General features: G+C 67.9%; 26 protein-coding genes. 8 read left to right on the forward strand and 18 right to left on the reverse strand.

The window, feature by feature from the left end:
* Positions 1-35 precede the first annotated feature (35 nt).
* Entirely contained in the window at positions 36-1,586 is a 1,551-nt protein-coding gene (locus tag ACNQR1_RS24395; protein WP_418048251.1) for a PE-PPE domain-containing protein, read from the forward strand.
* A gap of 24 nt (positions 1,587-1,610) precedes the next feature.
* Here the strand turns inward: ACNQR1_RS24395 and hflX are convergent, their stop codons facing one another.
* The 4 genes from hflX to ACNQR1_RS24415 are packed head-to-tail and all read right to left on the reverse strand — an operon-like array spanning position 1,611 to position 5,549.
* Positions 1,611-3,020, reverse strand: coding sequence for a GTPase HflX (hflX, locus tag ACNQR1_RS24400; RefSeq protein WP_418048252.1), 1,410 nt, complete (start codon positions 3,018-3,020; stop codon positions 1,611-1,613).
* 45 nt (positions 3,021-3,065) lie between these two features.
* On the reverse strand, positions 3,066-3,932 hold the full coding sequence (dapF, locus tag ACNQR1_RS24405; protein ID WP_418050480.1) for a diaminopimelate epimerase: 867 nt from the start codon (positions 3,930-3,932) through the stop codon (positions 3,066-3,068).
* A 19-nt stretch (positions 3,933-3,951) separates the two neighbouring features.
* Positions 3,952-4,866, reverse strand: a complete 915-nt coding sequence (miaA, locus tag ACNQR1_RS24410) for a tRNA (adenosine(37)-N6)-dimethylallyltransferase MiaA (RefSeq protein ID WP_418048253.1) — start codon at positions 4,864-4,866, stop codon at positions 3,952-3,954.
* Positions 4,863-5,549, reverse strand: coding sequence for a hypothetical protein (locus ACNQR1_RS24415; protein ID WP_418048254.1), 687 nt, complete (start codon positions 5,547-5,549; stop codon positions 4,863-4,865). Before ACNQR1_RS24415 ends, miaA begins: the two co-directional genes overlap by 4 nt.
* A 237-nt stretch (positions 5,550-5,786) precedes the next feature.
* On the opposite strand from ACNQR1_RS24415, the gene ACNQR1_RS24420 reads away from it, so the two are divergent.
* A complete protein-coding gene (locus ACNQR1_RS24420) occupies positions 5,787-7,142 on the forward strand; it encodes a DUF349 domain-containing protein (protein WP_418048255.1) in 1,356 nt (451 codons plus the stop codon).
* Here the strand turns inward: ACNQR1_RS24420 and ACNQR1_RS24425 are convergent.
* Both ACNQR1_RS24425 and miaB read right to left on the reverse strand, forming a co-directional pair.
* The gene (locus tag ACNQR1_RS24425) at positions 7,139-7,819 is read right to left on the reverse strand and encodes a hypothetical protein (RefSeq protein ID WP_418048256.1); all 681 of its coding nucleotides are present in this window, start codon (positions 7,817-7,819) and stop codon (positions 7,139-7,141) included. The genes ACNQR1_RS24420 and ACNQR1_RS24425 overlap by 4 nt on opposite strands.
* Positions 7,807-9,348, reverse strand: coding sequence for a tRNA (N6-isopentenyl adenosine(37)-C2)-methylthiotransferase MiaB (gene miaB / locus ACNQR1_RS24430; protein ID WP_418050481.1), 1,542 nt, complete (start codon positions 9,346-9,348; stop codon positions 7,807-7,809). Before miaB ends, ACNQR1_RS24425 begins: the two co-directional genes overlap by 13 nt.
* Positions 9,349-9,506: 158 nt before the next feature.
* Here miaB and ACNQR1_RS24435 point away from each other — a divergent pair, with 158 nt between their 5' ends.
* From ACNQR1_RS24435 to ACNQR1_RS24450, 4 genes are read left to right on the forward strand one after another with little or no spacing between them, the layout of a single operon-like run.
* On the forward strand, positions 9,507-10,235 hold the full coding sequence (locus ACNQR1_RS24435; protein ID WP_418050482.1) for an amino acid ABC transporter ATP-binding protein: 729 nt from the start codon (positions 9,507-9,509) through the stop codon (positions 10,233-10,235).
* Between the two features lie 38 nt (positions 10,236-10,273).
* Complete coding sequence (locus ACNQR1_RS24440) at positions 10,274-11,089, forward strand: glutamate ABC transporter substrate-binding protein (RefSeq protein ID WP_418048257.1); 816 nt, start codon at positions 10,274-10,276, stop codon at positions 11,087-11,089.
* Between the two features lie 21 nt (positions 11,090-11,110).
* Complete coding sequence (locus ACNQR1_RS24445; RefSeq protein ID WP_273732179.1) at positions 11,111-11,791, forward strand: amino acid ABC transporter permease; 681 nt, start codon at positions 11,111-11,113, stop codon at positions 11,789-11,791.
* A complete protein-coding gene (locus tag ACNQR1_RS24450; protein ID WP_418048258.1) occupies positions 11,791-12,684 on the forward strand; it encodes an amino acid ABC transporter permease in 894 nt (297 codons plus the stop codon). Before ACNQR1_RS24445 ends, ACNQR1_RS24450 begins: the two co-directional genes overlap by 1 nt.
* Positions 12,685-12,690: 6 nt before the next feature.
* On the opposite strand, the gene ACNQR1_RS24455 is transcribed toward ACNQR1_RS24450, so the two are convergent.
* The 6 genes from ACNQR1_RS24455 to ACNQR1_RS24480 form a co-directional block, all read right to left on the reverse strand.
* Positions 12,691-13,230, reverse strand: a complete 540-nt coding sequence (locus tag ACNQR1_RS24455) for an AAA family ATPase (RefSeq protein ID WP_418048259.1) — start codon at positions 13,228-13,230, stop codon at positions 12,691-12,693.
* Positions 13,231-13,232: 2 nt separating this feature from the next.
* Positions 13,233-13,796, reverse strand: coding sequence for a recombination regulator RecX (recX, locus tag ACNQR1_RS24460; protein WP_418048260.1), 564 nt, complete (start codon positions 13,794-13,796; stop codon positions 13,233-13,235).
* Entirely contained in the window at positions 13,765-14,820 is a 1,056-nt protein-coding gene (gene recA, locus ACNQR1_RS24465) for a recombinase RecA (protein WP_090512460.1), read from the reverse strand. The genes recX and recA overlap by 32 nt, the downstream gene beginning before the upstream one ends.
* A 148-nt stretch (positions 14,821-14,968) precedes the next feature.
* Entirely contained in the window at positions 14,969-15,121 is a 153-nt protein-coding gene (locus tag ACNQR1_RS24470) for a hypothetical protein (protein WP_418048261.1), read from the reverse strand.
* Positions 15,122-15,217: 96 nt separating this feature from the next.
* Positions 15,218-15,412 carry a DUF3046 domain-containing protein gene (locus ACNQR1_RS24475; protein ID WP_418048262.1) on the reverse strand — a complete coding sequence of 65 codons (195 nt, stop codon included), beginning with the start codon at positions 15,410-15,412 and terminating at the stop codon, positions 15,218-15,220.
* 9 nt (positions 15,413-15,421) lie between these two features.
* Positions 15,422-16,594 carry a glycosyltransferase gene (locus ACNQR1_RS24480; RefSeq protein WP_418048263.1) on the reverse strand — a complete coding sequence of 391 codons (1,173 nt, stop codon included), beginning with the start codon at positions 16,592-16,594 and terminating at the stop codon, positions 15,422-15,424.
* A 41-nt stretch (positions 16,595-16,635) separates the two neighbouring features.
* Between ACNQR1_RS24480 and ACNQR1_RS24485 the strand changes: the two genes are divergently transcribed.
* On the forward strand, positions 16,636-17,070 hold the full coding sequence (locus tag ACNQR1_RS24485; protein ID WP_418048264.1) for a limonene-1,2-epoxide hydrolase family protein: 435 nt from the start codon (positions 16,636-16,638) through the stop codon (positions 17,068-17,070).
* A 7-nt stretch (positions 17,071-17,077) separates the two neighbouring features.
* Here ACNQR1_RS24485 and pspM read toward each other — a convergent pair whose 3' ends face one another.
* From pspM to pgsA, 5 genes are all read right to left on the reverse strand, one after another.
* On the reverse strand, positions 17,078-17,896 hold the full coding sequence (pspM, locus tag ACNQR1_RS24490) for a phage shock envelope stress response protein PspM (protein ID WP_418048265.1): 819 nt from the start codon (positions 17,894-17,896) through the stop codon (positions 17,078-17,080).
* Positions 17,897-17,916: 20 nt separating this feature from the next.
* Complete coding sequence (pspA, locus tag ACNQR1_RS24495) at positions 17,917-18,732, reverse strand: phage shock protein PspA (protein WP_418048266.1); 816 nt, start codon at positions 18,730-18,732, stop codon at positions 17,917-17,919.
* 206 nt (positions 18,733-18,938) lie between these two features.
* Positions 18,939-19,280, reverse strand: coding sequence for a transcriptional regulator ClgR (gene clgR / locus ACNQR1_RS24500; RefSeq protein WP_418048267.1), 342 nt, complete (start codon positions 19,278-19,280; stop codon positions 18,939-18,941).
* 97 nt (positions 19,281-19,377) lie between these two features.
* Positions 19,378-19,866, reverse strand: coding sequence for a CinA family protein (locus tag ACNQR1_RS24505; RefSeq protein ID WP_019348227.1), 489 nt, complete (start codon positions 19,864-19,866; stop codon positions 19,378-19,380).
* A complete protein-coding gene (gene pgsA, locus ACNQR1_RS24510) occupies positions 19,844-20,449 on the reverse strand; it encodes a CDP-diacylglycerol--glycerol-3-phosphate 3-phosphatidyltransferase (protein WP_418048268.1) in 606 nt (201 codons plus the stop codon). The genes ACNQR1_RS24505 and pgsA overlap by 23 nt, the downstream gene beginning before the upstream one ends.
* A gap of 42 nt (positions 20,450-20,491) precedes the next feature.
* On the opposite strand from pgsA, the gene ACNQR1_RS24515 reads away from it, so the two are divergent.
* Positions 20,492-21,013, forward strand: coding sequence for an amino-acid N-acetyltransferase (locus tag ACNQR1_RS24515; protein ID WP_418048269.1), 522 nt, complete (start codon positions 20,492-20,494; stop codon positions 21,011-21,013).
* A gap of 148 nt (positions 21,014-21,161) precedes the next feature.
* Here the strand turns inward: ACNQR1_RS24515 and ACNQR1_RS24520 are convergent, their stop codons facing one another.
* Positions 21,162-23,750, reverse strand: coding sequence for a DNA translocase FtsK (locus tag ACNQR1_RS24520; RefSeq protein WP_418048270.1), 2,589 nt, complete (start codon positions 23,748-23,750; stop codon positions 21,162-21,164).
* Between the last annotated feature and the right edge of the window lie 120 nt (positions 23,751-23,870).

A 23,870-nucleotide genomic window follows, 5' to 3' on the forward strand; every position in this document is an offset into this window, starting at 1 on the left:
CTGACCGCGGCGTCAGCGGAAGGAGATCCCGGCCGATGCGATTCTCACCCCGTTCTGCTGCCAGGTCGCTGCTGGTCGGTGCCGTGGCCCTGTCCGGGTCCGCCGCGATCGCGATCACCACGACCTACACCGCCGACGTCGTGCTCAGCGCCACGGTGCTGGTGGTTCCGGGCACCGGCACACCGAATCCGGCGTTGTCGCAGAACTACGAGGATCACGCGGTCCAGTACTACGTGGCACCGGGCAGCACCTGCACCGACGTGGATTGCGTCGGCGTTCCCTACATCGCCCAGTTCTGGCCGTTCCCGTTCGCCGGGTGGGGCGGGCTGGAGGGCGCCAAGTGGAACGTCTCGGTGCAGAGCGGCGTGTCGAGTCTGGCCACCGCCTACGGTGCACAGTTGACCCCGCCGGCGCCTGGCCAGGAGCAGGATTACAACCCGGACCACGAGGTCGTGATCTTCGGCTATTCGCAGGGTGCCACCGTGGCCGGCATCTACAAGGGAAACCTGGCATACCTGAACAACCCCACCGACCCGACGTTGCCCTCCAACGTCTCGTTCGTCCTGATCGGCAACCCGAACCGGCCCAACGGTGGCTTGTTCGAGCGCCTGGCAGCGCTGGGCACGGTGCCCATCCTGGACGCGACGTTCGGCAATCCGACGCCCACCGACACCGCACCCGACGGGGTGGTCAACACCGATGACATCGCGTTGCAGTACGACGGCGTCGCCGATGCGCCGTCCTGGGTGCTCAACCCGCTGGCTCTGGCCAACGCGCTCGCCGGTTTCGAATACGTGCACGGCACCTACCTCGCGCCGAAGGGCAGCGACGAGGCCGGCGTGACGCCTTACGGATACACGCCCGAGCAAGTGCAGGCCGCGGTCGCGAACGCGCAGGCGAACTGCTCGGAGGTCACGCACTGCCAGGTCCACGGCGACACGCGTTACATCACCCTGCCCGCGAAGTACCTGCCGATCATGCAGCCGCTGATCGATCTCGGCGCGGCAACCGGAACCTCCGCCGTGGTGATACCGCTCGTCGATCTGGTGTCGCCGGCGTTGCAGACGTTGATCGAAACCGGCTATGACCGTGGCGATTACGGCAGCCCGACGCCATTCCAGTTGGTGCCGAGGGTCAACCCGGTGAAGCTGGTCGGCGACCTCATCAACGACATCCCCGAGGGCATCCAGGCAGCGCGCAACCCCGGCCTCGACCCACTACCGGGCTGGTCCGACCCGACTGAGGCCGCCGATGCCGCCGACTCGCAGGACACCGTGACGGTTTCGGATACCACCGCCGTCACAACCGGTTCGCCCAAGACTCCCGGATCTCCCAAACTCAATGTGCTCAAGGTGGGCCCGTTGGCCACGACCGCCACCGACGCCGACGACACCGCAACCCCGACCGTCGAGACCAAGCGACCCAAGCTGCGGGTCGGCGATGTCCACCCGGCGCGCGACCTGGCGAAGTCGATCCGCAGCACCGTACGCAAGGCGCTGGGTGGCCAGAACAGCACGGCAGACGCCGCCAAGGGCAAGGCCAAGCAGGCCAAGGCCAACGCCACCGAGAAGAAGCCTGCGGCCTGACCTACGTCCGGCCGACGGGGCAGATCAGAAGGTGGCGAACTCGCTCAGGCTCGCGGCGAGCGCCATGGGTACGCGCGCCTTGATCCGGGTGCCGTCTGTGGTGTGGTCGGTGGCGTCCACCCGGCCCTCGGCGTGCACCCGCGCAACCAGATCCCCACGGTCGTAGGGAATCGTCACGTCCACCGTGGCGTCGGTGGGCGGGATCATCTCCGCCATCCGGGCCCGCAGCCGGTCCAGCCCGTCACCGGTGTGCGCCGAGACGAACACCGCGTCGGGTAGCGCGCGCCGCAGCGCGGCCAGCCCGAGGCCGGTGGCCGCGTCGATCTTGTTGACCACCAACAACTCCGGCGGCGGAGCGATGTCGTACTCGGCGACCACGTCGTTGACCACCTGACGGACCGCGTTGACCTGCGCCAGCGGATGCTCGTCGGAGCCGTCGACCACGTGCACCAGCAGGTCGGCATCCACCACCTCTTCGAGGGTGGACCGGAACGCCTCGACCAACTGGGTGGGCAGGTGACGGACGAAGCCGACGGTATCGGTCAGCACGAATGGCCGGCCGTCGTCGAATTCCCCACGCCGCGTAGTCGGTTCGAGTGTCGCGAACAACGCGTTCTCCACCAGCACGCCTGCCCCGGTCAAGGCGTTGAGCAGGCTGGACTTGCCCGCGTTGGTGTAGCCGACGATGGCCACCGCGGCGGCATCCGAGGACAGCCGCCGGCTGCGCTGGGTGTCGCGGATCTTCTTCATGTCGCGAATCTCGCGGCGCAGCTTGGCCATCCGCTCACGGATGCGACGGCGGTCGGTTTCGATCTTGGTCTCACCGGGACCGCGGGTTCCCACGCCACCGCCGGCCCCACCGGCGCGACCGCCGGCCTGACGCGACATCGATTCACCCCAGCCGCGCAGCCGGGGCAGCATGTACTCCATCTGGGCCAGCGACACCTGCGCCTTGCCCTCCCGACTGGTGGCGTGCTGAGCGAAGATGTCCAGGATCAGCGCGGTGCGGTCGATGACCTTGACCTTGACCACTTTCTCCAGCGAGTTGAGCTGGGCCGGTGAGAGTTCACCGTCGCAGATCACCGTGTCGGCCCCGGTGGCCAGCACGATCTCGCGCAGTTCCTGCGCTTTGCCCGAGCCGATGTAGGTGGATGGATCCGGCTTGTCTCGCCGCTGGATGAGCCCCTCGAGCACTTCGGAGCCCGCGGTCTCGGCCAGCGCCGCCAACTCGGTCAGGCTGGCGTCGGCGTCGGCCGCGCTGCCCTCGGTCCACACGCCGACCAGGACCACGCGCTCCAGCCTGAGCTGGCGGTATTCGACCTCGGTGACGTCGGTGAGCTCGGTGGACAGCCCGGCGACGCGGCGCAACGAGGCGCGGTCTTCGAGTGCCAGCTCACCGGTGCTGGGAGTGAGGGGATGTTCTGGATGCGTCATATGTACTTACAGGTTGTCACGTGGATCGGGCCGCGCGCACCCCAATTAGCGGTGTGCAGCGTTCCACCAGGGTTCGCTGAGTTCCCCGCGCGCCACCAGCACGGAAGGCCCGCGCAGGTAGCTCGTGGACTCGGTGATCGTCACGGTGACCTCGCCGCCGGGGATACGTACCCGCAGCATCCCGGTGTCGGCTCCCTGATGGGCCAGGGCCGCGAGCGTGGCCGCGACGGTGCCGGTGCCGCAGGAGCGGGTCTCCCCGACACCGCGCTCGTGCACGCGCATCGACACCGCGCCGTCGACCGGAACAGTGAGGACCTCGACGTTGACGCCCTCGGGGAACAACTGCTCGTCGAACGACACCGGCGCACCCACATCCAGGGCCGCCAACTCGTCCTCGGTCAGCCCGACACAGGCCAGATGCGGATTGCCGACGTCCACGGCCACACCGCTGACGCTGCGGCCACCGACCACGGCGGACCCTGTGCCGAACCGGTTGGCCTTGCCCATCTCGACGGTGACGTCCGCTGTGGTGTCATCGACGTCGTGCAGCACCACCGGACGTGGCCCGGCCAGCGATCCGACCACGAACTCGTCGGCGGATTCCAGTCCGGACGCGCGCAGGTAATGCGCAAAAACCCGCACCCCGTTGCCGCACATCTGCGCGATCGAGCCGTCGGCGTTGCGGTAGTCCATGTACCAGTCGGATGCCGCGACCCCGTCGGGCAGCCGCTCGAATACACCGGCGGCCTGCGCGGCGCCGGCAGTCGTCACCCGCAATACGCCGTCGGCGCCCAGGCCGCGGCGGCGGTCGCACAACGCGGCCACAGCGGCCGGCGTCAGCGACAACGCGGCGTCGAGGTCGGGCAGCACCACGAAGTCGTTCTGGGTGCCGTGTCCCTTCGCGAAAGGGATCGAGCCGAAGATCACCTGTTCAGGATACGTGCCGCCACACCCGCACCGCGTCGTGCACCAACCCGTCGGCCGCCCCGTCCAGCCACACCACCCTGTGGTCGCGCCGGAACCAGGAGCGTTGCCGGCGCACATAGCGGCGGGTGCCGATGAACGTGGCGGTCTGAGCTTCGGTGAAATCGGGCTCTCCCCCGGCGTCCAGTTCCGCCAGTACCTGCGCGTAACCGAGCGCACGCGCCGCGGTGACGCCTTCACGCAGCCCCCGGCCGATCAGTGTCCGCACCTCGTCCACCAGGCCCTCGGCGAACATCAGGTCGGTGCGTTGCTCCAGGCGCTCATCGAGAATGGTTGTCTCCCAATCCAACCCGATGATCGCGGTGTCCCAGCGGGGTGCACCGATGGTCGGCGCCGAGGCGGCGAACGGCCGGCCGGTGAGTTCCACGACCTCCAGGGCCCGCACGATCCGCCGTCCGTCGGTGGGCAGGATCGACGCCCCCGCGGCGGGATCCACCCGGGTCAGTTCGGCATGGAGCGCGGCAACTCCCACCTCGGCCAGCCGGGCTTCCCAGCGGGCCCGCACGGCCGGATCGGTCGCCGGAAACGTCCATTCATCGAGCAGCGACTGGATGTAGAGCATCGAACCGCCCACGATCACCGGGACCGCGCCGCGGGCCGCGACGGCCTCCACATCGGCCGCGGCGTCCTGCTGGTAGCGCGCGACGGTGGCGGTCTCGGTGACGTCCAGGACGTCGAGCTGGTGGTGCGGGATGCCGCGCCGCTCGGCGACAGGCAGTTTGGCCGTGCCGATGTCCATGCCTCGGTAGAACTGCATCGCGTCGGCATTCACGATTTCGCCGCCCAGTTCCTCGGCGACTGCCAGCGCCAGTGCCGATTTCCCGGTGCCGGTGGGCCCGATGATCGCGACGGGCCGGGTCATGGCAGCCATTCGCCGACGAAGTAGCCGACCCCGTAGGGCGCGCCGCGGTACAGCTCACGCGCCGAGCCGGGAGCGGAGCCGGTCAGCCCTGCCAGCACCTGGTAGGCCACCCTGCCGAGCACCGGTTCGGGCAGCTCTACCAGCGCGGCGAGGTCACCGGTGGCCAGCGCGTCATCGAGGTCCTGTTGGGTGGCAGGAGAATCCGGCAGGTAGCCGCCAGGGGCCGCCGGGGTGAGTGTGTGCAGCCCGTCGGCGACGATCAGGACGCCGACCGAGTCCGGGGACTCCTCGATCCGGGCTCGCAGCGCCCGGCCCTGGGCCAACGCCTCACCCACCGGGTGAGACGCCGCGTACGCGTGTACCTCGATCCCGGCAGCGGGGGCGGCCTGACCCCGGATCCACCCGGCCACCAGCACACACAGCGGCAGTTCGGCCGGCTCGCCCACCGGGCCCGGGCCGAGCGCCACGGGGATGTCGACGCCGTAGCCGGCGAAGGTCCCGGCACAGTCGGGTCCGTACACCTCGTCGCGGGGACCGACCCCGACGGCCAGCCAACGCGCAGGTAGCGACCCTGCCGCGCCGATCACCGCGTCGCGCAGGCCGGCCACCTCGGCCGCAGCCGCACCCACGAGTTCGGGAACGAGAACCGGCGTGGCGGGGACGATCGCGATGGCGCTCAGCACGTCACCAAACTAATGCGCCGCACCCGCTGCGCTGCGAGGAGTGCTGGTGATCGGCGCCGGCAACACCGCCGGATCGGGGCGATCCGGCGCCGCCCGTCGGAGTTTGTCAGGGCATTGAGCCGAAAGCCGTGGGCACGGCACAGCACGACCTGCTTGAATAGCGGACAAGCGACAGCATCAGGCGCCGCGTCGCGCGGCAGATGCGCGGGCGAACCGCGCGGAGTACGAGGAGCGGATATGACAACCAGTGAGCCAGGCGGAGCCACCCCCCCGACCACCTCCGGGCCCACGCCGAAGCCCACGCCCTCGGCTATCCCGAGGCCGGGCCCTCCCCGCCCCGTTCCCCGCCCCGGCCGGGTTGCCCCGGTGGTTGCGGTGGCGCCGACCAGCGATCCACACCGGTTCGGACGTGTGGACGACGACGGCACGGTGTGGTTGATCAGCGGATCAGGTGAGCGCGTCATCGGCTCGTGGCAGGCAGGCGACACCGAGTCGGCATTCGCCCACTTCGGCCGGCGCTTCGATGATCTGCACACCGAGGTCGCACTGCTGGAACGTCGGCTGTCCTCCGGCACCGGCGATGCCCGCAAGATCAAGTCGGCAGCCGCCACACTGGCCGAAAGTCTGCCCACCGCAGCGGTTCTCGGCGATGTCGATGCCTTGAGCGCACGTCTGACGGCGATCCTGGAGCACGCCGACGAAGCGGCCAAGACCGAGCGCGCCCAGCGCGACGAGCACCGCGCCGCGCAGACCGCACGCAAAGAGGCCCTGGCCGTCGAGGCCGAGGATCTGGCCGCCAACTCCACCCAGTGGAAGTCCGCCGGTGACCGCCTGCGCGAGATCCTCGACGAATGGCGCACCATCACCGGGCTGGACCGCAAGCTCGACGACGCCCTGTGGAAGCGCTACTCGACCGCGCGGGAGACCTTCAACCGCCGCCGGGGCTCGCACTTCGCCGAGCTCGACCGCGGCCGGGTGGGCGCCCGCCAGGCCAAGGAGGCGCTCTGCGACCAGGCTGAGCAGCTGTCCGGGTCGACCGACTGGGGCGCCACCGCCGCCGCCTTCCGCGACCTGCTGTCCGAGTGGAAGACCGCGGGGCGTGCGGCCAAGGACGTCGACGACGCACTGTGGCACCGCTTCAAGGCCGCCCAGGACACGTTCTTCGGGGCCCGCAACGCCGCGCATGCCGAGCGCGACGCGGAGTTCAAGGCCAATGCCACCGCCAAGGAGGCGCTGCTGGCCGAGGCCGAGAAGATCGACACCACCGATCTGGATGCGGCCCGCGCCGCCCTGCGGACCATCGGCGACAAGTGGGACGCGATCGGCAAGGTTCCGCGTGAGCGCGCCGCCGACCTGGAGCGACGCCTGCGCGCCGTGGAGAAGAAGGTCCGCGACGCTCCGGCCGGTGGCGTCGATCCCGAGGCCCAGGCTCGGGCCGATCAGTTCCGCTCACGCGCCGAGCAGTTCGAGAAGCAGGCCGAGAAGGCCGAGGCCGCAGGCCGGGCCAAGGACGCGGCCGAGGCCAGGGCGAGCGCCGAACAGTGGCGTCAGTGGGCCGACGCCGCGGCAGAATCGCTCGGCAAGCGCAGTTAGGCCTGGTCCGGCCGGTCCGGCTGCTTGCCGGCGGTATCTGACTCGGTGACGTCGGTCTCGGGCACGTCAGTGCCCGAGACTTCGTTCTTGATCCCGTCGGTGTCGGTGGTCTCGGGCCTGGGGAGGTCCAGCACGCCGCGCTGCTGCTGCTCGGCGGCCTGGCGGCGACGATCCTCCTCGGCTGCCAGCTGCAGTGCGGTGCGCGACCACACCACCCGCGCCCAATGGAAGGTCAGCACGATCACCGCCAGCCAGCCGAGGATCAGTCCGATCCCGGGCCCGGGATGCCCGGAAGCGGTCTGACGCGACCACACCGCGAGCATTCCGAGCGCACTGGCCACCGCCGAACCGGCCAGGGCCACCCAGGCCAGCGCCCAGCGGCGGGTGATCAGCGCCAGGGTCGAGAACCCGACCGAGAACACCAGCGCCAGCCAGGTGAACACCCGCGACGGCAGGGAGATCCCGTCGGCCACCGCCGTGGCGTCACCGACCAGAACGTCGAAGCCCTTGCTCGAACCGGTGTGCGGCAGCACGAACGACAGCAGCACCACGAACACCAGGATCGCCACCACCATCGCCCGCGGACCCGAGTCGAACTCCCGGGTGACCTTGCGTTCGACGTCGGCGAGGTCGTCCTTGAACCGCTCGAAGTCGCTTTCGTTGCTCAACAGCCACATCCTCCTGATGGCGACGGGGTCTCCGGCGCGCCGATTCGCGGCAGCCCCAGCCCGACGCCGGTACGGGGGCGCTGCCCGGCCTCGTGGGCGTCGCCGGCACGGGTACGCCGATGGTTCGCCAGCGGGGCGTCGGCGATCAGATGGTGTGGCGCGGCGCCGGTCACGGTCGTGGTCACGATGTCCCCGGGCCGAATGTCGTTGCCGCCGGGGGCGAAATGCACCAGTCGGCCGTCGCGGGCCCGGCCCGACATGCGAGCGGTGGCGGCGTCCTTGCGCCCCTCGCCGGTGGCGACCAGCAGCTCGACCGTCCGACCGATCTGAGCCTGGTTCTCCTCCAGCGAGATTCGCTCCTGCAGCTCGATGAGCCGCTGATAGCGTTCGGTGACAACAGCTTTCGGCAGCTGGTCAGGCATCTCGGCGGCCGGGGTGCCGGGCCGGATGGAGTACTGGAAGGTGAAGGCAGTCGCGAAACGCGACCGCTCGACGACATCGAGGGTGGCCTGGAAGTCTTCCTCGGTCTCACCGGGGAACCCGACGATGAGGTCGGTGGTGATCGCGGCCTCGGGGATCGCGGCCCGGACCTTGTCGATGATGCCCAGGTAGCGCTCGGCCCGGTACGAACGCCGCATCGCCTTGAGGATGCGGTCGGAACCGGACTGCAGCGGCATGTGCAGCGTGGGGCACACATTGGGAGTCTGCGCCATCGCCTCGATCACGTCGTCGGTGAACTCGGCCGGGTGCGGTGAGGTGAAGCGGACCCGCTCCAGCCCGTCGATGTCGCCGCAGGCGCGCAGCAGCTTGGCGAACGCACTGCGGTCACGCGGTACATCGCGGTCGGCGAATGACACGCCGTAAGCGTTGACGTTCTGCCCCAACAGGGTGACCTCGAGCACACCTTGATCGGCCAGGGTCTGGACCTCGGCCAGGATGTCACCGGGCCGACGGTCCACCTCCTTGCCACGCAGCGACGGCACGATGCAGAACGTGCAGGTGTTGTTGCAGCCCACCGAGATCGACACCCAGGCCGCGTAGGCGGACTCGCGGGTCGCGGGCAGCGTGGACGGAAACTCCTGCAGGGCCTCGACGATCTCGACCTGGGCGGCGCGGTTGTGCCGGGCCCGCTCCAGCAGTGTGGGCAGCGATCCGATGTTGTGGGTGCCGAAGACCACGTCGACCCACGGGGCTTTCTTCAGAACAGCGTCGCGGTCCTTCTGGGCCAGGCAACCGCCGACAGCGATCTGCATGTTCGGGTCGGAGTTCTTCCGCGGCGCGAGGTGGCTGAGGTTGCCGTAGAGCTTGTTGTCGGCGTTCTCCCGCACCGCACAGGTGTTGAACACCACGATGTCGGCGTCGGAGCCGTCCTCGGCCCGCCGGTATCCGGCGTCCTCCAGCAGGCCCGACAGCCGCTCGGAGTCATGCACGTTCATCTGGCAGCCGTAGGTGCGGACCTGATAAGTGCGCGCGGAGCCGGGCTGTGCCGTCGACTCCTCGCGCGAGCGCTCGTCGCGCGTCGCGTCGCGGTTCACCATCGCCGTCACGGCCTCAATGGTACGGAGGCACCCAAAACGTTAACGCGGCGGATTCACGAGATCCGGGCAGGCTGGACGTTCCCTGGGTAAGGTCACCTGCCATGGGAAGCCCCGGCGAGCAGCCGCAGGTCGACAATGCAGCACCTCTAGATGTGCCGATGATCTCGCTGTCGGGAGTCAACAAACACTTCGGACCGCTGCACGTACTGAACGACATCAACCTCGAAGTGGGCCGTGGCCAGGTGGTCGTGGTGCTCGGCCCGTCGGGTTCGGGCAAGTCCACGTTGTGCCGCACGATCAACCGGCTGGAGACCATCGACTCCGGCAGCATCGCGATCGACGGCCAGGCGCTGCCCGCCGAGGGGCGCAGATTGGCCCAGCTGCGCTCCGATGTCGGCATGGTGTTCCAGTCCTTCAACCTGTTCGCGCACAAGACGATCCTGGAGAACGTCACGCTGGCACCGGTGAAGGTGCGCCGGAAGTCCAAGGCCGAGGCACGCGAGAAGGCGATGGCCCTGCTGGATCGCGTCGGGGTGGCCAATCAGGCCGACAAGTACCCGGCCCAGCTGTCCGGCGGTCAGCAGCAACGCGTCGCCATCGCCCGGTCACTGGCCATGAACCCGAAGGTCATGCTGTTCGACGAGCCCACCAGCGCCCTGGACCCCGAGATGATCAACGAGGTTCTGGCCGTGATGACCTCGCTGGCCGGCGAGGGCATGACGATGGTGGTCATCACCCACGAGATGGGCTTCGCCCGCCGGGCATCCGACCGGGTGGTGTTCATGGCCGACGGCGCCATCGTCGAGGACGCACCCCCGGCCGAGTTCTTCGACAATCCGAAATCCGATCGCGCCAAAGATTTTCTCGGCAAGATCCTCCATCACTGACGCTCCGCACTGACGCTGCACCCGAAAGGAACCCGAACATGCCATTCGTGCCGTTCAAGTTGGTCGGTACCCTCGCGCTCGCGATCGCTCTCCCCTTCGCCGCGACGGCCTGTGGTGGCGGCGGCGGTGACTCCAGCAAGATCGTCATCGGCACCAAGTACGACCAGCCCGGGCTCGGTCTGAAGAAGCCCGACGGCACCATGTCCGGCTTCGACGTCGACGTGGCCAAGTACGTGGCCAACGAACTCGGCTACCCCGAGGACAAGATCGAGTGGAAGGAAGCGCCTTCGCCGCAACGCGAGACGCTCATCCAGAACGGTCAGGTCGAGTACATCGTGGGGACCTACTCGATCACGGATGCACGCAAGGAGAAGGTCGACTTCGCCGGCCCGTACCTGCTCACCGGGCAGAGCCTGCTGGTCCGCGCGGACAACACCGACATCACCGGGGCAGCTTCGCTGGAGAACAACAAGAAGCTGTGCTCGGTCTCGGGTTCGACCCCGGCCCAGCGGATCAAGGACGAGTACCCGAAGGTGCAGTTGCAGCAGTACGACACGTACACGCTGTGCCTGGATGCGCTCAAGAGCGGTGCCGTGGACGCGCTGACCACCGATGAGGTGATCCTGGCCGGGTACGCCGCGCAGAGCCCGGGCACGTTCAAGATCGCCGGTGACACCTTCTCCGAGGAGCGCTACGGCATCGGCCTGAAGAAGGGCGACACCGAGTTGCGGAACAAGATCAACGCCGCGCTCGAGAAGATGGAATCCAGCGGTGCTTGGAAGGAAGCGTTCGAGCGCAACCTCGGCCCCGCCGGGATCCCCACCCCGGCACCGCCCGCCGTCGACCGCAGCTGAGCCGGAGACAGCGCACCGACTGTGGAGATTTTCGACGCATACCGCGATCAGATATTCGCGGCGTTCTGGACCACCATCCAGCTCACGGTGTACTCCGCGATCGGTGCGCTGATCCTGGGCACGGCGCTGGCGGCCATGCGCCTGGCGCCGGTGCCGGTGCTCAACTGGCTCGGCGCCGCGTACGTGAACGTCATCCGCAACACTCCCCTGACCCTGATCATCGTGTTCTGTGCGCTCGGGGTAGGGCAGACACTGCGGATCACCCTGGTCGACCCACATTCACCGACATCGATCGCCGACAGCAACTTTCGCCTGGCGGTGCTCGGATTGACGGTCTATACCGCGTCTTTCGTGTGCGAGACGGTGCGCTCCGGGGTCAACACGGTTCCGATGGGCCAAGCCGAGGCGGCCCGGTCGCTGGGCTTGTCGTTCGGGCAGAACCTGCGGTTGATCCTGCTGCCCCAGGCATTTCGCGCCGTGATCATCCCGCTCGGATCGGTATTGATCGCGTTGACGAAGAACACCACGATCGCGTCGGCGATCGGTGTGGCCGAAGCCGCGTTGTTGATGAAGGAGATGATCGAGTCGACCGCCGCCGTGCTCACCGTCGGCGCCATCATGGCCGCCGGGTTCATCCTGCTGACGTTGCCACTGGGGCTGCTGTTCGGGTGGTTGGGTAAGCGGCTGGCGGTGGCACGCTAATGGCTGCATCGGTCCTGTTCGACGCCCCGGGGCCACGGGCGCGGGCGCGCAACTTCATCCTGGCGGTGCTGGCCGCGTTCGGCGCAATCGCACTGATCGCGTTCGTGCTCTACCGGCTCTGGGACAAGGATCAGCTTCAGCCCGAGAAGTGGAAACCGTTCCTCACCTCGGATCTGTGGGTCACCTACGTCCTTCCCGGTGTGCAGGGCACGCTGACCGCGGCGGCGGTGTCGATCGTGTTTGCCCTGGCGCTCGGCCTGGTGCTCGGCGTCGGTCGGCTGTCCCCTGTTCCTCCGATCCGCTGGATCAGCGCGGTCATCGTGGAGTTCTTCCGCGCGGTGCCGGTGCTGATCATGATGCTGTTCGCGTTCTTCCTCTTCGGCATGTACGACATGTTCCCGTCCAAGTACATCGCGCTGGCCGGAGTGGTGACCGGACTGACGCTCTACAACGGGGCGGTGATCGCCGAGATCGTCCGTGCTGGTGTCCATTCCCTTCCCCGCGGCCAGCAGGAGGCCGCATGGTCGCTGGGAATGACCTGGACACAGACCATGCGACTGATCCTCTTGCCGCAGGCGATCACCGCGATGCTGCCGGTACTGGTTTCGCAACTGGTCGTGGTGCTCAAGGACACCGCCATCGGCTACCAGATCACGTTCGTGGAGATGGTGCGTCAGGGTACGAACATCGGATCGGCCTACGGCAACATCCTGCCCGCCCTGATCGTCATCGCGATCTTGATGATCAGCGTCAACATGGCATTGTCGTCGCTGGCCACCAGGATCGAGCAACGCCTGCGGCGTTCCAGCCGCGGACCCGCACCGCTGGAAGCCGAGGCCGTCGAACAGGAAGGTGCCCCGGGCGCGCAGGTTCTGCACGTACAACGGGACTGATCGAGCTCAGGCCAACCGGTATGCGCCCGACGCGATCGCCTGCCGGACCCGGTCTGCGGTGCCCGCGGCATCGAGCACCGTGTTGTCGATGACGTGGGTCTCGAATTCGTCGAGTTGGGTGAACGCGTCGTGCAGACCGGTGATGGCGGTGGGGTCCTTGAGGTCATCACCACTGCGGGTGTGCGCGCGCCGCAACGACGTGTCGAGCGCGGGCCGAAGCACGATGTAGGACAACGCAAATCCGCCCTCGGTCGCCATCTCCTGAAACGGTGACAAGAACCAGGGGCCAACGATCCCGTCGACGACCACGTCGAATCCGCCCCTGGCATAAACTGCCAGCGCCGCCACGATCGCATCGATGACGACTTCGTTCTGCCGTTGCGCCTCGGGAAGATACGGCGCGATGTAGCCGGCACGAATTGCGCGGTAGAACTGGTCGGTCGTCATGTGCACGGTCGGCCGGGCTGCCGTGCTCGCGATGATCTCCGCCACCGTCGTTTTGCCCGAAGCCGGCGGACCGGACAGGATCACGACTTCTCCGGGCACGGTCAGACCCGGCGCCGTTCGCGTTCACCGGCCAACTCGACGCTGACGACATCGAACGCCATCGACTGGTTGTAGCCGCGGCGAGCCAGCATGCCGACCAGCCGGCGAGTCACCTTCACGTCGCCGTCATCGTCATCGAGCCGTTCGCGGCGCAGTTTGTCGCGGACCAACTGCTCGGCCCGTCGGCGTTCGGCGGCCGGGTCCAGGTCGGCCAGCGCCGCGTCGATGACGTCGTTGTCCACGCCCTTCTTGCGAAGCTCGACAGCCAAGGCGCGCTTACCTTTTCCTGCGTTGGCGTGCCGGGACCGCACCCACTGCTCGGCGAAGTCCTCGTCGTCGATCAGGCCCACCTGGGTGAGCCGGTCGAGCACCGTGGCGCTGAGGTCTTCTTCGTAACCCCGTTTGGCGAGCTGTTCGGTCAACTCTGCGCGGGTGCGGGCCCGTACGGTGAGCAGGCGCAGGCAGACGTTCTTGGCCTGCTCCTCACGTTTGCGAGGATCCTGCGCCTGCTCCCCCTCGGGCGTACCCGACGGCTCAGAAGTCAACCGGGGCGGGAAGGACGTCATCAGGCTTCGCCTCGGCCGTCACGACAGCACCGATACCGAGCTTTTCCTTGATCTTCTTCTCGATCTCGTTGGCGACATCGACGTTCTCCAGCAGGAACTTGCGGGCGTTCTCCTTGCCCTGGCCCAACTGCTCACCCTCATAGGTGAACCAGGACCCGGACTTGCGGATGAAGCCGTGCTCGACACCCATGTCGATGAGCGAGCCTTCGCGGCTGATGCCGTGGCCGTACAGGATGTCGAACTCAGCCTGCTTGAACGGCGGCGAGACCTTGTTCTTGACGACCTTGACGCGGGTCCGGTTACCGACCGCGTCGGTGCCGTCCTTGAGCGTCTCGATGCGCCGGACGTCCAGACGGACCGAGGCGTAAAACTTCAAAGCCTTACCACCGGTGGTGGTTTCGGGCGAGCCGAACATCACACCGATCTTCTCGCGGAGCTGGTTGATGAAGATCGCGGTGGTGCCCGAGTTGTTCAGCGCACCGGTCATCTTGCGCAGGGCCTGGCTCATCAGGCGGGCCTGCAGACCCACGTGGCTGTCACCCATCTCACCCTCGATCTCGGCGCGGGGCACCAGGGCTGCCACCGAGTCGATCACCAGGATGTCCAGGGCGCCCGAGCGCACCAGCATGTCGGCGATCTCCAGCGCCTGCTCACCGGTGTCGGGCTGGCTCACCAGCAGTGAATCGGTGTCCACCCCGAGCTTCTTGGCGTACTCGGGATCCAGGGCGTGCTCGGCGTCGATGAACGCCGCGATCCCGCCGGCGGCCTGGGCGTTGGCCACCGCGTGCAGTGCCACAGTGGTCTTACCCGAGGATTCCGGGCCGTAGATCTCGACCACACGGCCGCGTGGCAGGCCGCCGATGCCGAGTGCCACATCCAGGGAGATCGAACCGGTGGGGATCACCGAGATCGGCTGGCGCACCTCCTCGCCGAGGCGCATCACCGAGCCTTTACCGAAGTTCTTGTCGATCTGGGCCATCGCCAGTTCGAGCGCTTTTTCGCGATCAGGGGCCTGTTGCGCCATGGTGGTGCCTCTCCGAGTAGTCGTGTTGACCGGTGTTCCGATCGGTTGGCCGTGACGCTAGGCCAGGGCACCGACAAATCGGTCGAACACCGCCCACACTAGACGAACATCTGTTCGAATCAAGTGGACACGCCGGGGAGAATCCGGGTCAGCGGCGCCAGTTCGGGAAGTTGTCGAGATCCCGCAATGTCAGGACGAAGCCGAATGCGCCGACGGCGACGGCCAGGAAGTATCCGAGGGCGGCCTGCCAGCCACCCAGCGTCGACGCAACCAGCCAGCACAGCAGAACTGCTGCGATCACCAGCAAAACACCATAGAGGGGTGTCCGCATCGGATGGTCACCGAGACCCATGCCTCCGGTATACGCCGAAAATGTCGGCAGGGGAAGCCGGTCAGTTCACCACTGGTCACGCGGGACGTCGAAGTCCGCGCACAGCGCCCGCCACACACTGCGCGGCTCCACCCCGTCCTCGATGGCCTGTGCGGCCGTGCGGCCGTCGAGTGCAGTGAGCACGTGGTCGACGAGCAGCGAACGACCCCGCATCGAGCCGAATTGGCCTTCCACGAGCTCATTGAATTCCGTCAACCGCACGGGCCCAACCTACCCAGTGCCCGCGAGTGCGTCATGGCACACCCGTACCGGATCTGCCACCTCGGCCAGCGAGGCGCCCGCGCGTTGCGCGGCCGCGCCGTAGGACGAAGACCCGAGCACGGTGGCGACCGCCGCAGTCAGCGCTTCTCCCGACAGCGGTCGGACCAGCTGCGCACTACCTTGGCGCACAACACGATTGGCAATCTCCCACTGGTCACCGCCACCGGGTACCACCACCATCGGCACCCCGGCCAGTAACGCCTTGGACACCAAGCCGTGTCCACCTCCGCAGATCACCAGATCGGCGTGCGACAACAGCTCGTCCTGACGGCCGAGCCCCACCGCCGCCCACGGCGGTACCACGACATCGGCTCCGCCGAGGCGCGACACCACCACGCGGGCACCATCGGGCAGTGTGTCGCCCGGACGCAGCGACTCCAGGACCAGTTCGGCCATCCCTTGCGTCCCGGTGGTCGCGGTGGACGGTGCCACCATCACGACCGGCCCCGAACCCGGCGGTACGGACAGCACCGCGTCGGTCGGCTCGAAGTGCAGCGGTCCCACGACCACCGCCTCGTCCGGCCAATCCGGGCGGGGCACCTCCAGGGCCGGCAGGGTGGCGATCAGCCGGCGCACCGGGCCGGGGTCCTGCCCAGGAAGACCGATGTCGATCCGCACGGCGGTCCGTTCGGCCAGACCGGCCCGCACCGACCTCGCCGTCAGCGCCCGCATGACGGTGTCACGCAGCCGTCCCCGCAGGCCGACGCCGGGAGCCAACCCGCTCCCCAAGGGAGGCAACCCCTTCGAGGGCAGGTAGAGCGGGTGCGGGCTGAGCTCCACCCACGGCAACCCCAGCAGCTCGGCGGCCAGCCCGCCACAGGCGGTGATCACGTCGGAGACCACGAGGTCCGGCTTGAGGTCCGCCAGCCCGGGGACGTTGAGCTGCGCCATTCGCCCGGCACGCTGGTGGATCTTGGCCCCGGCATCGGCATCGTCGTCGAGATCGATCGGATCGAGGCCGACGAGTTCGACGGCGTCGATGCCGGCCGCCCGGACCGTATCGAGCCATTCCACCCCGGTCAGCAGCGTCGGCACATCGCCGGCGGCCAGCAACTTCAGGCACAGCGCAAGGGCCGGGAAGGCATGTCCGGGATCGGGTCCGGCGACCACAGCTACGCGCACCGGCCTACCCTGCCACAGCCATTCCCCATTAGGCTTCGGGCATGGCTGATCAATCAACCACCGCAGCTGCGACGCAGACCAGCACGGTCGAGACCTTCCTCAACGCGCTGCAGGACCAGGATCTCGAGACCGCCGAGAACCTGCTGGCACAGAACCTGGTCTATCAGAACGTGGGAATGCCGACCATCTACGGACGCGCCCGGACGATGAAGTTGTTCCGGTCGATGCAGGGCAAGGCCGGCTTCGAGGTGAAGATCCACCGGATCGCCGCCGACGGAGCCGCTGTGCTGACCGAGCGCACCGATGCCCTGGTCCTCGGGCCGCTGCGCATGCAGTTCTGGGTGTGCGGGGTGTTCGAGGTCCACGAGGGCCGAATCACGCTGTGGCGGGACTACTTCGACTTCCTCGACATGTTCAAGGCCACCCTGCGGGGTCTGGCCGGCGTGGTCATCCCGTCGCTGCGCACCTCGCTCTAGCCGAGATTCAGGCGCGGCGCAGCTGGCCGAGTTCGTCGAATGCCTGCGCCCAGCCCACCAGGCGATCGGTGGCGCCCGTCAGCTCGCTGCGGTAACGCTGCTGGGACAGCGGTGACGCCACCCCCTGTCCGCTGTTCACCGTCGACACCAGTTGCGCTGCGGCGGTGACCATCTCGTTGTACTGCCGCACGCCCTGTCCGAGCTGAGCGGTGAACGCGTTGATGGTGGGCACCAGATGCTGACGCGACTGCGGGGCGTTGCTGATGGCGCGCTCCATCGAGACCACCTCGGTGGCGGTGGCCGCCATGGTCCGCGCGGTGTGGTTGGCCACCGCGGTCAGCTCGCGCAGTTCATCGGCCGGGAGCATCCGCCCGCGCTCCAACACACCGAGCAGCGAGAACATGCCCCGCTCGGATGCCACCAGCGCCGCCATGGGTTGACGGGCTGCCGAACCCCACGGCGGCAACCGGCGTCCGGAGACCGGGCGCTGCGCCGGAAGCGGTTCCGCGCGCAGCCACCGGTACCGCAGCCAGAACAACGTCGCGGGGAAAGCCGCGCCGGCGGCGATCGCCCCGCTGATGATCAGGCCCCAGACCGGTGTGCTCCACGATGCCAGCAGCGCCGTGACCAAAACCCAGAACACGCTGGACAGGGTGAAGAACACCCCGAAGCGCAGCGCCCACCGCCGCTTGCGCAGCAGCTTCGCGCGCGGATCAGCGGCGGCGCTGAGCTTTTCGGACAGCGCGCCAGACAGATCGGCCGCGGTGTCGATGACCCGCTGCGCCAACGATCTCCAGGTGTCCGGTCGACCGGTCTTGGTAGCCATGATCTACAACACTCGAATCACTATTGGCCGAGCGGGTTTTCGGGGGTGGCAGGGGTTTGATTGGTCGCCGGGGACGCCGGCGTCGCCGGAGCGGCGTCACCGCTGGGCAGGGCGTCGCCGCGCATAGAGGCACGGATCTGCTCGAGCCGGGAGTGGCCCGCCATCTGGACGCTGGCCTGCTGCACCTCCATCATGCGGCCCTGCACGGAGTTCTGCGCCAGCTCGGCCTGGCCGATGGCGTTGGCGTAGCGCCGCTCGATCTTGTCCCGCACCTCGTCGAGGCTCGGGGTGTTTCCGGGCGCGGCGACCTCGCTCATCGAGCGGAGCGAGGCACTGACCTGCTCCTGCATCTTGGCCTGCTCCAGCTGAGACAGCAGCTTGGTGCGTTCGGCGATCTTCTGCTGCAGCATCATCGCGTTCTGCTCGACGGCCTTCTTGGCCTGCGCGGCGGCCTGCAGGGCCTGATCGTGCAGCCCCTTGAGGTCCTCGACACTCTGCTCGGCGGTGACCAGCTGGGCGGCGAACGCCTCGGCGGCGTTGTTGTACTCGGTGGCCTTGGCCGCGTCACCGGAAGCCGTGGCCTGATCGGCCAGCGTCAGTGCCTGGCGGACGTTGACCTGCAGCTTCTCGATGTCGGCAAGCTGACGGCTCAGCCGCATCTCCAGCTGGCGCTGGTTGCCGATGACCTGGGCGGCCTGCTGGGTGAGCGCCTGGTGCTGACGCTGCGCGTCCTCGATGGCCTGCTGGATCTGCACCTTCGGGTCGGCGTATTCGTCGACCTTGGAGCTGAACAGCGCCATCAGGTACTTCCACGCCTTGACGAACGGATTGGCCATGAGTTCGTTCCGCCTTATCTGTCGGGCTTGTCTGCCAGGCCCGTACCGGGCCTTGTCGTTCAGGTTGCCGCAATTCCTCTGATGCCAACTTATCGGTTCTGGACATGCAGCCACAGCCCCGCAGCCTGTTCGTATGGGTGTTTTGCGAAAATTCGCGCCGCGGGCACGAACAGCGCGATCAGGCCGGAGTCGAAACCGTGCTCATGTCACGCAACGGCCATCGACACGACCTGCGGAATGACCACCTTGGTCGCCACGTCGATGTGGGCGACATTGGCGTGCGCGGGCACCTCGACGGCAGCGCCGGCGTGTTCCCGCTCGGCCATGTTCTCCCCGGCATCGGTGAGTACCCGCGACAGCGGGACGTCCAGGGCGTCGCAGATGGCGTTGAGCAGTTCGCTGGAAGCCTCTTTGCGGCCCCGCTCCACTTCGGAGAGGTATCCGAGGCTCACGCGCGCCGCGTCGGACACTTCACGCAATGTCCGCCCCTGCTCGGTGCGGGCGTTACGCAGCACGTCGCCGATCACCTCACGCAGCAATGTCGTCATCGCGCTCTCCTTCGCCTCGCCTGTCACAGGTTCGCTAACCGATCAACGCTGCCGGCCGCCGCAAGGTTCCCGAAGGAAAACGTCGGGCAGATTTCGGTTACTGGTTCTCGACCAGGAAGCGCAATCGGGCGATGGCCTCGTCCACGGCGGCCCGTCGGATGTCCCAGCGGGAACCGGACAGCGACAACTCGACGACCTCGGTGTCGACCGGGCCTGCCAGGCCGATGAACACGGTGCCGACCGGGTGTCCGCCGTGCGGTTCCGGCCCGGCCACGCCGGTGAGACCGACCCCCCAGGTTGCCGCGCAACGCTGCCTGGCGCCGACCGCCAGCGCCCGCGCGGTGGGAGCCGCGACCGGGCCGACCGCGTCGAGCACCTGCGGAGCCACCCCGGCCAGCCAGATCTTGGTGTCCTCGTTGTAGGTGACCAGGCCGCCCTGCAGCACCGCGCTGGCCCCGGACACCCCGGCCAGCGTCGCCGCGAGCAGGCCGCCGGTGAGGGACTCGGCGGTGGCCACGCTCTGCGAGCGCACCGTCAGGTCGGCGACCAGGGCCCTGGCGTCGTCAGTGAGCAGCGGATCGTCCACGCGAATCCCTGATCGCGGATATGACGTAATCGGCACCGGTGAGCACGGTCAGGACCACCGCGGCCCACATGATCACCCAGGCGACGTTGAGCCAGATGGCAGGCCACGAATGCAGCGGCAGCACGAACAGCCCGATCGCCACGGCCTGCACCAGCGTCTTGAGCTTGCCGCCGCGACTGGCCGGGATGACGCCGTGGCGCAGCACCGCGAACCGCAGGATCGTGATTCCGATCTCACGGACCAACACCACCCCGGTGATCCACCACGGCAGATCGCCGAGCATCGACAGGCCGATCAGCGCCGCACCGATCAGGGCCTTGTCGGCGATCGGGTCGGCCAGTGTGCCGAACTCGGTGATCATCCCGTAGCTGCGGGCCAGTGCCCCGTCGAAATGGTCGGTGATCACCGCGACGGCGAACACCGTGAAAGCGGCGATCCGCCAGCCGGTTTCGTGGCCGTCACCGGCGAACAGAAATACGAGGAAGACCGGAACGAGCACCATCCGCACACCGGTGAGCACGTTGGCGAGGTTGGCCACGCGCGCACGCGGGACCACCGGATCGGTAGAAGGTTGGCCCGGCACCGCAACAGAATATCGGTTGCCGTAACCGATATTCTTGCGCCTGTGAACCCAGGCAGTGCCGAGTCGCGCAAACACCCTGTGGTGCGGCGTGCCCGCACGTCGGATGTCCCGGCGATCAAGAGCCTGGTCGACGTCTATGCGGGCAAGATCCTGCTGGAGAAGAACCTGGTCACGCTGTATGAGGCGGTCCAGGAGTTCTGGGTGGCCGAACTCGACGGCGAGTTGGTCGGATGCGGGGCGCTTCACGTGCTGTGGGCCGATCTCGGCGAGGTGCGCACCGTGGCCGTTCATCCCAAGGTCCGCGGCACGGGCGTCGGCCATGAGCTCGTCGAACAGTTGCTCGACGTCGCCCGGGATCTGCACCTCCGACGGATATTCGTGCTGACCTTCGAGGTCGACTTCTTCGGCAAGCACGGTTTCGAGGAGATCGAGGGCACCCCGGTGACCGCCGAGGTCTACGACGAGATGTGCCGCTCATACGACACCGGTGTGGCGGAGTTCCTCGACCTGTCCTACGTCAAGCCCAACACCCTGGGCAACACCCGGATGTTGTTGACGCTCTGAAGCGTGCGCTGTTCGGCGCCGCTCCCCCTTTGTCACGCTGGAGTGACTCTCGCCGCCGAGCGCCACTCTGGCGTGACAAACAGCATGGGGCAGCCCATGTTTCGGCGTGGTTCGACCGGAGTTTCCGCTACTTCGTCACGCCGGCGCGCTAGAACTCCTCGGCGTCATCGTCGGCGTCGGCGCCGTTGGCGTCCGACCCGCCGCGGATCAGCATCAGCGTGCCCGCCAATTCGTCGGGCTTGACGAGCACCTCACGTGCCTTGGAGCCTTCCGACGGCCCGACGATGCCACGGGTCTCCATGAGGTCCATGAGCCGGCCGGCCTTGGCGAACCCGACGCGCAGCTTGCGCTGCAGCATCGAGGTGGACCCGAACTGCGAGGACACCACGAGTTCGACGGCCTGCAGGAAGACGTCCATGTCGTCGCCGATGTCCGGGTCGACATCCTTGCGCTCGCCGGCCTTGACCGCGGTGACACCCTCGACGAACTCCGGCTCGGCCTGGGTCTTGGTGGCCTCGACGACGGCGTGGATCTCTTCGTCGGTGATGAACGCGCCCTGCATACGCAACGGCTTGTTGGCGCCCATCGGCAGGAACAGGCCGTCGCCCATGCCGATCAGCTTCTCGGCGCCCGGCTGGTCGAGGATGACACGGCTGTCGGTGAGCGACGAGGTCGCGAACGCCAGCCGGGACGGCACGTTGGTCTTGATCAGACCGGTGACGACGTCCACCGACGGCCGCTGGGTGGCCAGCACCAGGTGGATACCGGCGGCGCGGGCCTTCTGGGTGATGCGCACGATGGCGTCCTCGACGTCACGCGGTGCGGTCATCATCAGGTCGGCGAGCTCGTCGACGATCGCCAGGATGTAGGGGTACGGCTTGTAGACCCGCTCGCTGCCCAGCGGCGTGCTGATCTCGCCCGAACGCACCTTCTCGTTGAACACGTCGATGTGGCGGACCCGCGACGCCTTCATGTCCTGGTAGCGCTGCTCCATCTCCTCGACCAGCCAGGCCAGTGCGGCCGCGGCCTTCTTGGGTTCGGTGATGATCGGCGTGATGAGATGCGGAATGCCTTCGTAGGGCGTGAGTTCCACCATCTTCGGGTCGATCAGGATCATCCTGACCTCTTCCGGGGTGGCCCGCGCCAGCAGTGAGACCAGCATCGAGTTGACGAAGCTGGACTTGCCGGAGCCGGTGGAACCGGCCACCAGCAGGTGCGGCATCTTGGCCAGGTTGGCCGAGACGAAGTCGCCCTCGATGTCCTTGCCCAGGCCGATCACCAGCGGGTGGTGGTCGCGGCGCGTCGAGGGTGCGGTGAGGACGTCGGACAGCCGCACCATCTCGCGGTCGGTGTTGGGCACCTCGATGCCGACGGCCGACTTGCCGGGGATGGGCGCCAGCATGCGGACGCTCTCGGTGGCCACCGCGTAGGCAATGTTTCGGTGCAGCGCGGTGATCTTCTCGACCTTCACGCCCGGGCCGAGTTCGACCTCGTAGCGGGTGACGGTCGGGCCGCGGGTGCAGCCGGTGACGGCCGCGTCGACCTTGAACTGTTCCAGCACCGAGGTGATGGCGTCGGTCATCTGATCGTTGGCGGCGGTACGTAGCTTCGGCGGATCGCCGGCGATCAGCAGATCCAGCGGCGGCAACGTGTAGGGCCCCTCGACCACCCGGTCCATCACCAGGGTGTCATCAGAGGATTTGGCCTTCGGTTCGGATTTGGCTTCGACCTTCTTGCGGCGCGGTTTGACCGCGGGCTCGGGGACGGTCGGTGCGTCGGCGTCGTCGGGCAACGGGTAGTTGTCCATCGGGGTACCGGTCGGCGCCTTGGGTGCCTCGATCGCGGCCGTCGGCCAGGTCTGGGCCTGCGAGTCACCGCGTGCGGCGTCGTCGTCGTAGTAGCCGTCGGACAGGTCGTCGTAGTCGTCGTCGACATCGGACCCGTCGTACTCGCCGTCGTAGTCGTACTCGTCGTCGTAGTCATCGTCGTGGAAGGCCCGCGTGCTGAACATGTGCTGCAGGGTCGAGGGCACCTCGCGGATGGTCGTGCCGGTGACCAGAAGCAGACCGAACAACACGCCCATGAACAGCAGCGGTGCGGCGATCCACTCGGTCAGGCCGTCCGACAGGGGTCCGCCGATGGCGAAGCCGACGAATCCGGCGGCGTGCTGCCGGGCGATCGGATCCTGCGGCGACCCCGACCACAGGTGCCACAGGCCGAGCATCGGCAGCGCGATCATGGCCGATCCCAGGATGAGCCGGGGGCGTGCTTCCGGATCGGGTTCAGTGCGCATCAATACGACGGCGATGGCGCCCAGGACGACGGGCACCAGGACGACCGGGCCTCCGATGAGGGTGCGGACCGCGGTGTCGATCCACTGCCCCACCGGGCCGGCCGCGTGGAACCAGGAGCTGGCGGCCACGACGACGGCGACGCCGAGCAGCGCGAGTGCCAGTCCGTCACGGCGATGGCCGGGTTCGATGTCGCGGGCCCGGCCCACCGAGCGGGCGGTCGAGCCTGCCCCCTTGGCCAGCATCAGCCACCCGGCGCGGGCCCCCTGGCCGAGCTTCTGGCCGGCGGCGGAGACAGGCGAAGCCTGGGGCCGGCGCGCGGGCTTACGCCGTGGCGCAGCCGGGCGTCCCTTGCGGGCCGGCGCCTGACGCCGCGAACCGCCCCGCGAGCTGGCATTCGACCTGCTCGAACGCGCTCCGGATCGGCCGGCGGTCTTGTTAGCCATGCCCGCAAGCCTAGTCGCATATGCCCCACAATCACCATCTGCCACACGGGTCACAAGACGGTATCAAATGACACTTAGCCATACGAACCAAATCCACCGGGTTATCGCCTAGGGTGGACG

Origin of the sequence: Mycobacterium sp. 48b (genome assembly GCF_048282725.1) — a bacterium.
Taxonomy (GTDB): domain Bacteria; phylum Actinomycetota; class Actinomycetes; order Mycobacteriales; family Mycobacteriaceae; genus Mycobacterium.

Coding starts and splice junctions, on each gene's coding strand:
- ACNQR1_RS24395 (WP_418048251.1), top strand. CDS start 36: ATGCGATTCTCACCCCGTTCTGCTGCCAGGTCGCTGCTGGTCGGTGCC.
- hflX (WP_418048252.1), bottom strand. CDS start 3,020: ATGACGCATCCAGAACATCCCCTCACTCCCAGCACCGGTGAGCTGGCA.
- miaA (WP_418048253.1), bottom strand. CDS start 4,866: ATGACCCGGCCCGTCGCGATCATCGGGCCCACCGGCACCGGGAAATCG.
- ACNQR1_RS24420 (WP_418048255.1), top strand. CDS start 5,787: ATGACAACCAGTGAGCCAGGCGGAGCCACCCCCCCGACCACCTCCGGG.
- ACNQR1_RS24425 (WP_418048256.1), bottom strand. CDS start 7,819: ATGTGGCTGTTGAGCAACGAAAGCGACTTCGAGCGGTTCAAGGACGAC.
- miaB (WP_418050481.1), bottom strand. CDS start 9,348: ATGGTGAACCGCGACGCGACGCGCGACGAGCGCTCGCGCGAGGAGTCG.
- ACNQR1_RS24435 (WP_418050482.1), top strand. CDS start 9,507: ATGATCTCGCTGTCGGGAGTCAACAAACACTTCGGACCGCTGCACGTA.
- ACNQR1_RS24440 (WP_418048257.1), top strand. CDS start 10,274: ATGCCATTCGTGCCGTTCAAGTTGGTCGGTACCCTCGCGCTCGCGATC.
- ACNQR1_RS24450 (WP_418048258.1), top strand. CDS start 11,791: ATGGCTGCATCGGTCCTGTTCGACGCCCCGGGGCCACGGGCGCGGGCG.
- recX (WP_418048260.1), bottom strand. CDS start 13,796: ATGACGTCCTTCCCGCCCCGGTTGACTTCTGAGCCGTCGGGTACGCCC.
- recA (WP_090512460.1), bottom strand. CDS start 14,820: ATGGCGCAACAGGCCCCTGATCGCGAAAAAGCGCTCGAACTGGCGATG.
- ACNQR1_RS24485 (WP_418048264.1), top strand. CDS start 16,636: ATGGCTGATCAATCAACCACCGCAGCTGCGACGCAGACCAGCACGGTC.
- pspM (WP_418048265.1), bottom strand. CDS start 17,896: ATGGCTACCAAGACCGGTCGACCGGACACCTGGAGATCGTTGGCGCAG.
- pspA (WP_418048266.1), bottom strand. CDS start 18,732: ATGGCCAATCCGTTCGTCAAGGCGTGGAAGTACCTGATGGCGCTGTTC.
- clgR (WP_418048267.1), bottom strand. CDS start 19,280: ATGACGACATTGCTGCGTGAGGTGATCGGCGACGTGCTGCGTAACGCC.
- ACNQR1_RS24520 (WP_418048270.1), bottom strand. CDS start 23,750: ATGGCTAACAAGACCGCCGGCCGATCCGGAGCGCGTTCGAGCAGGTCG.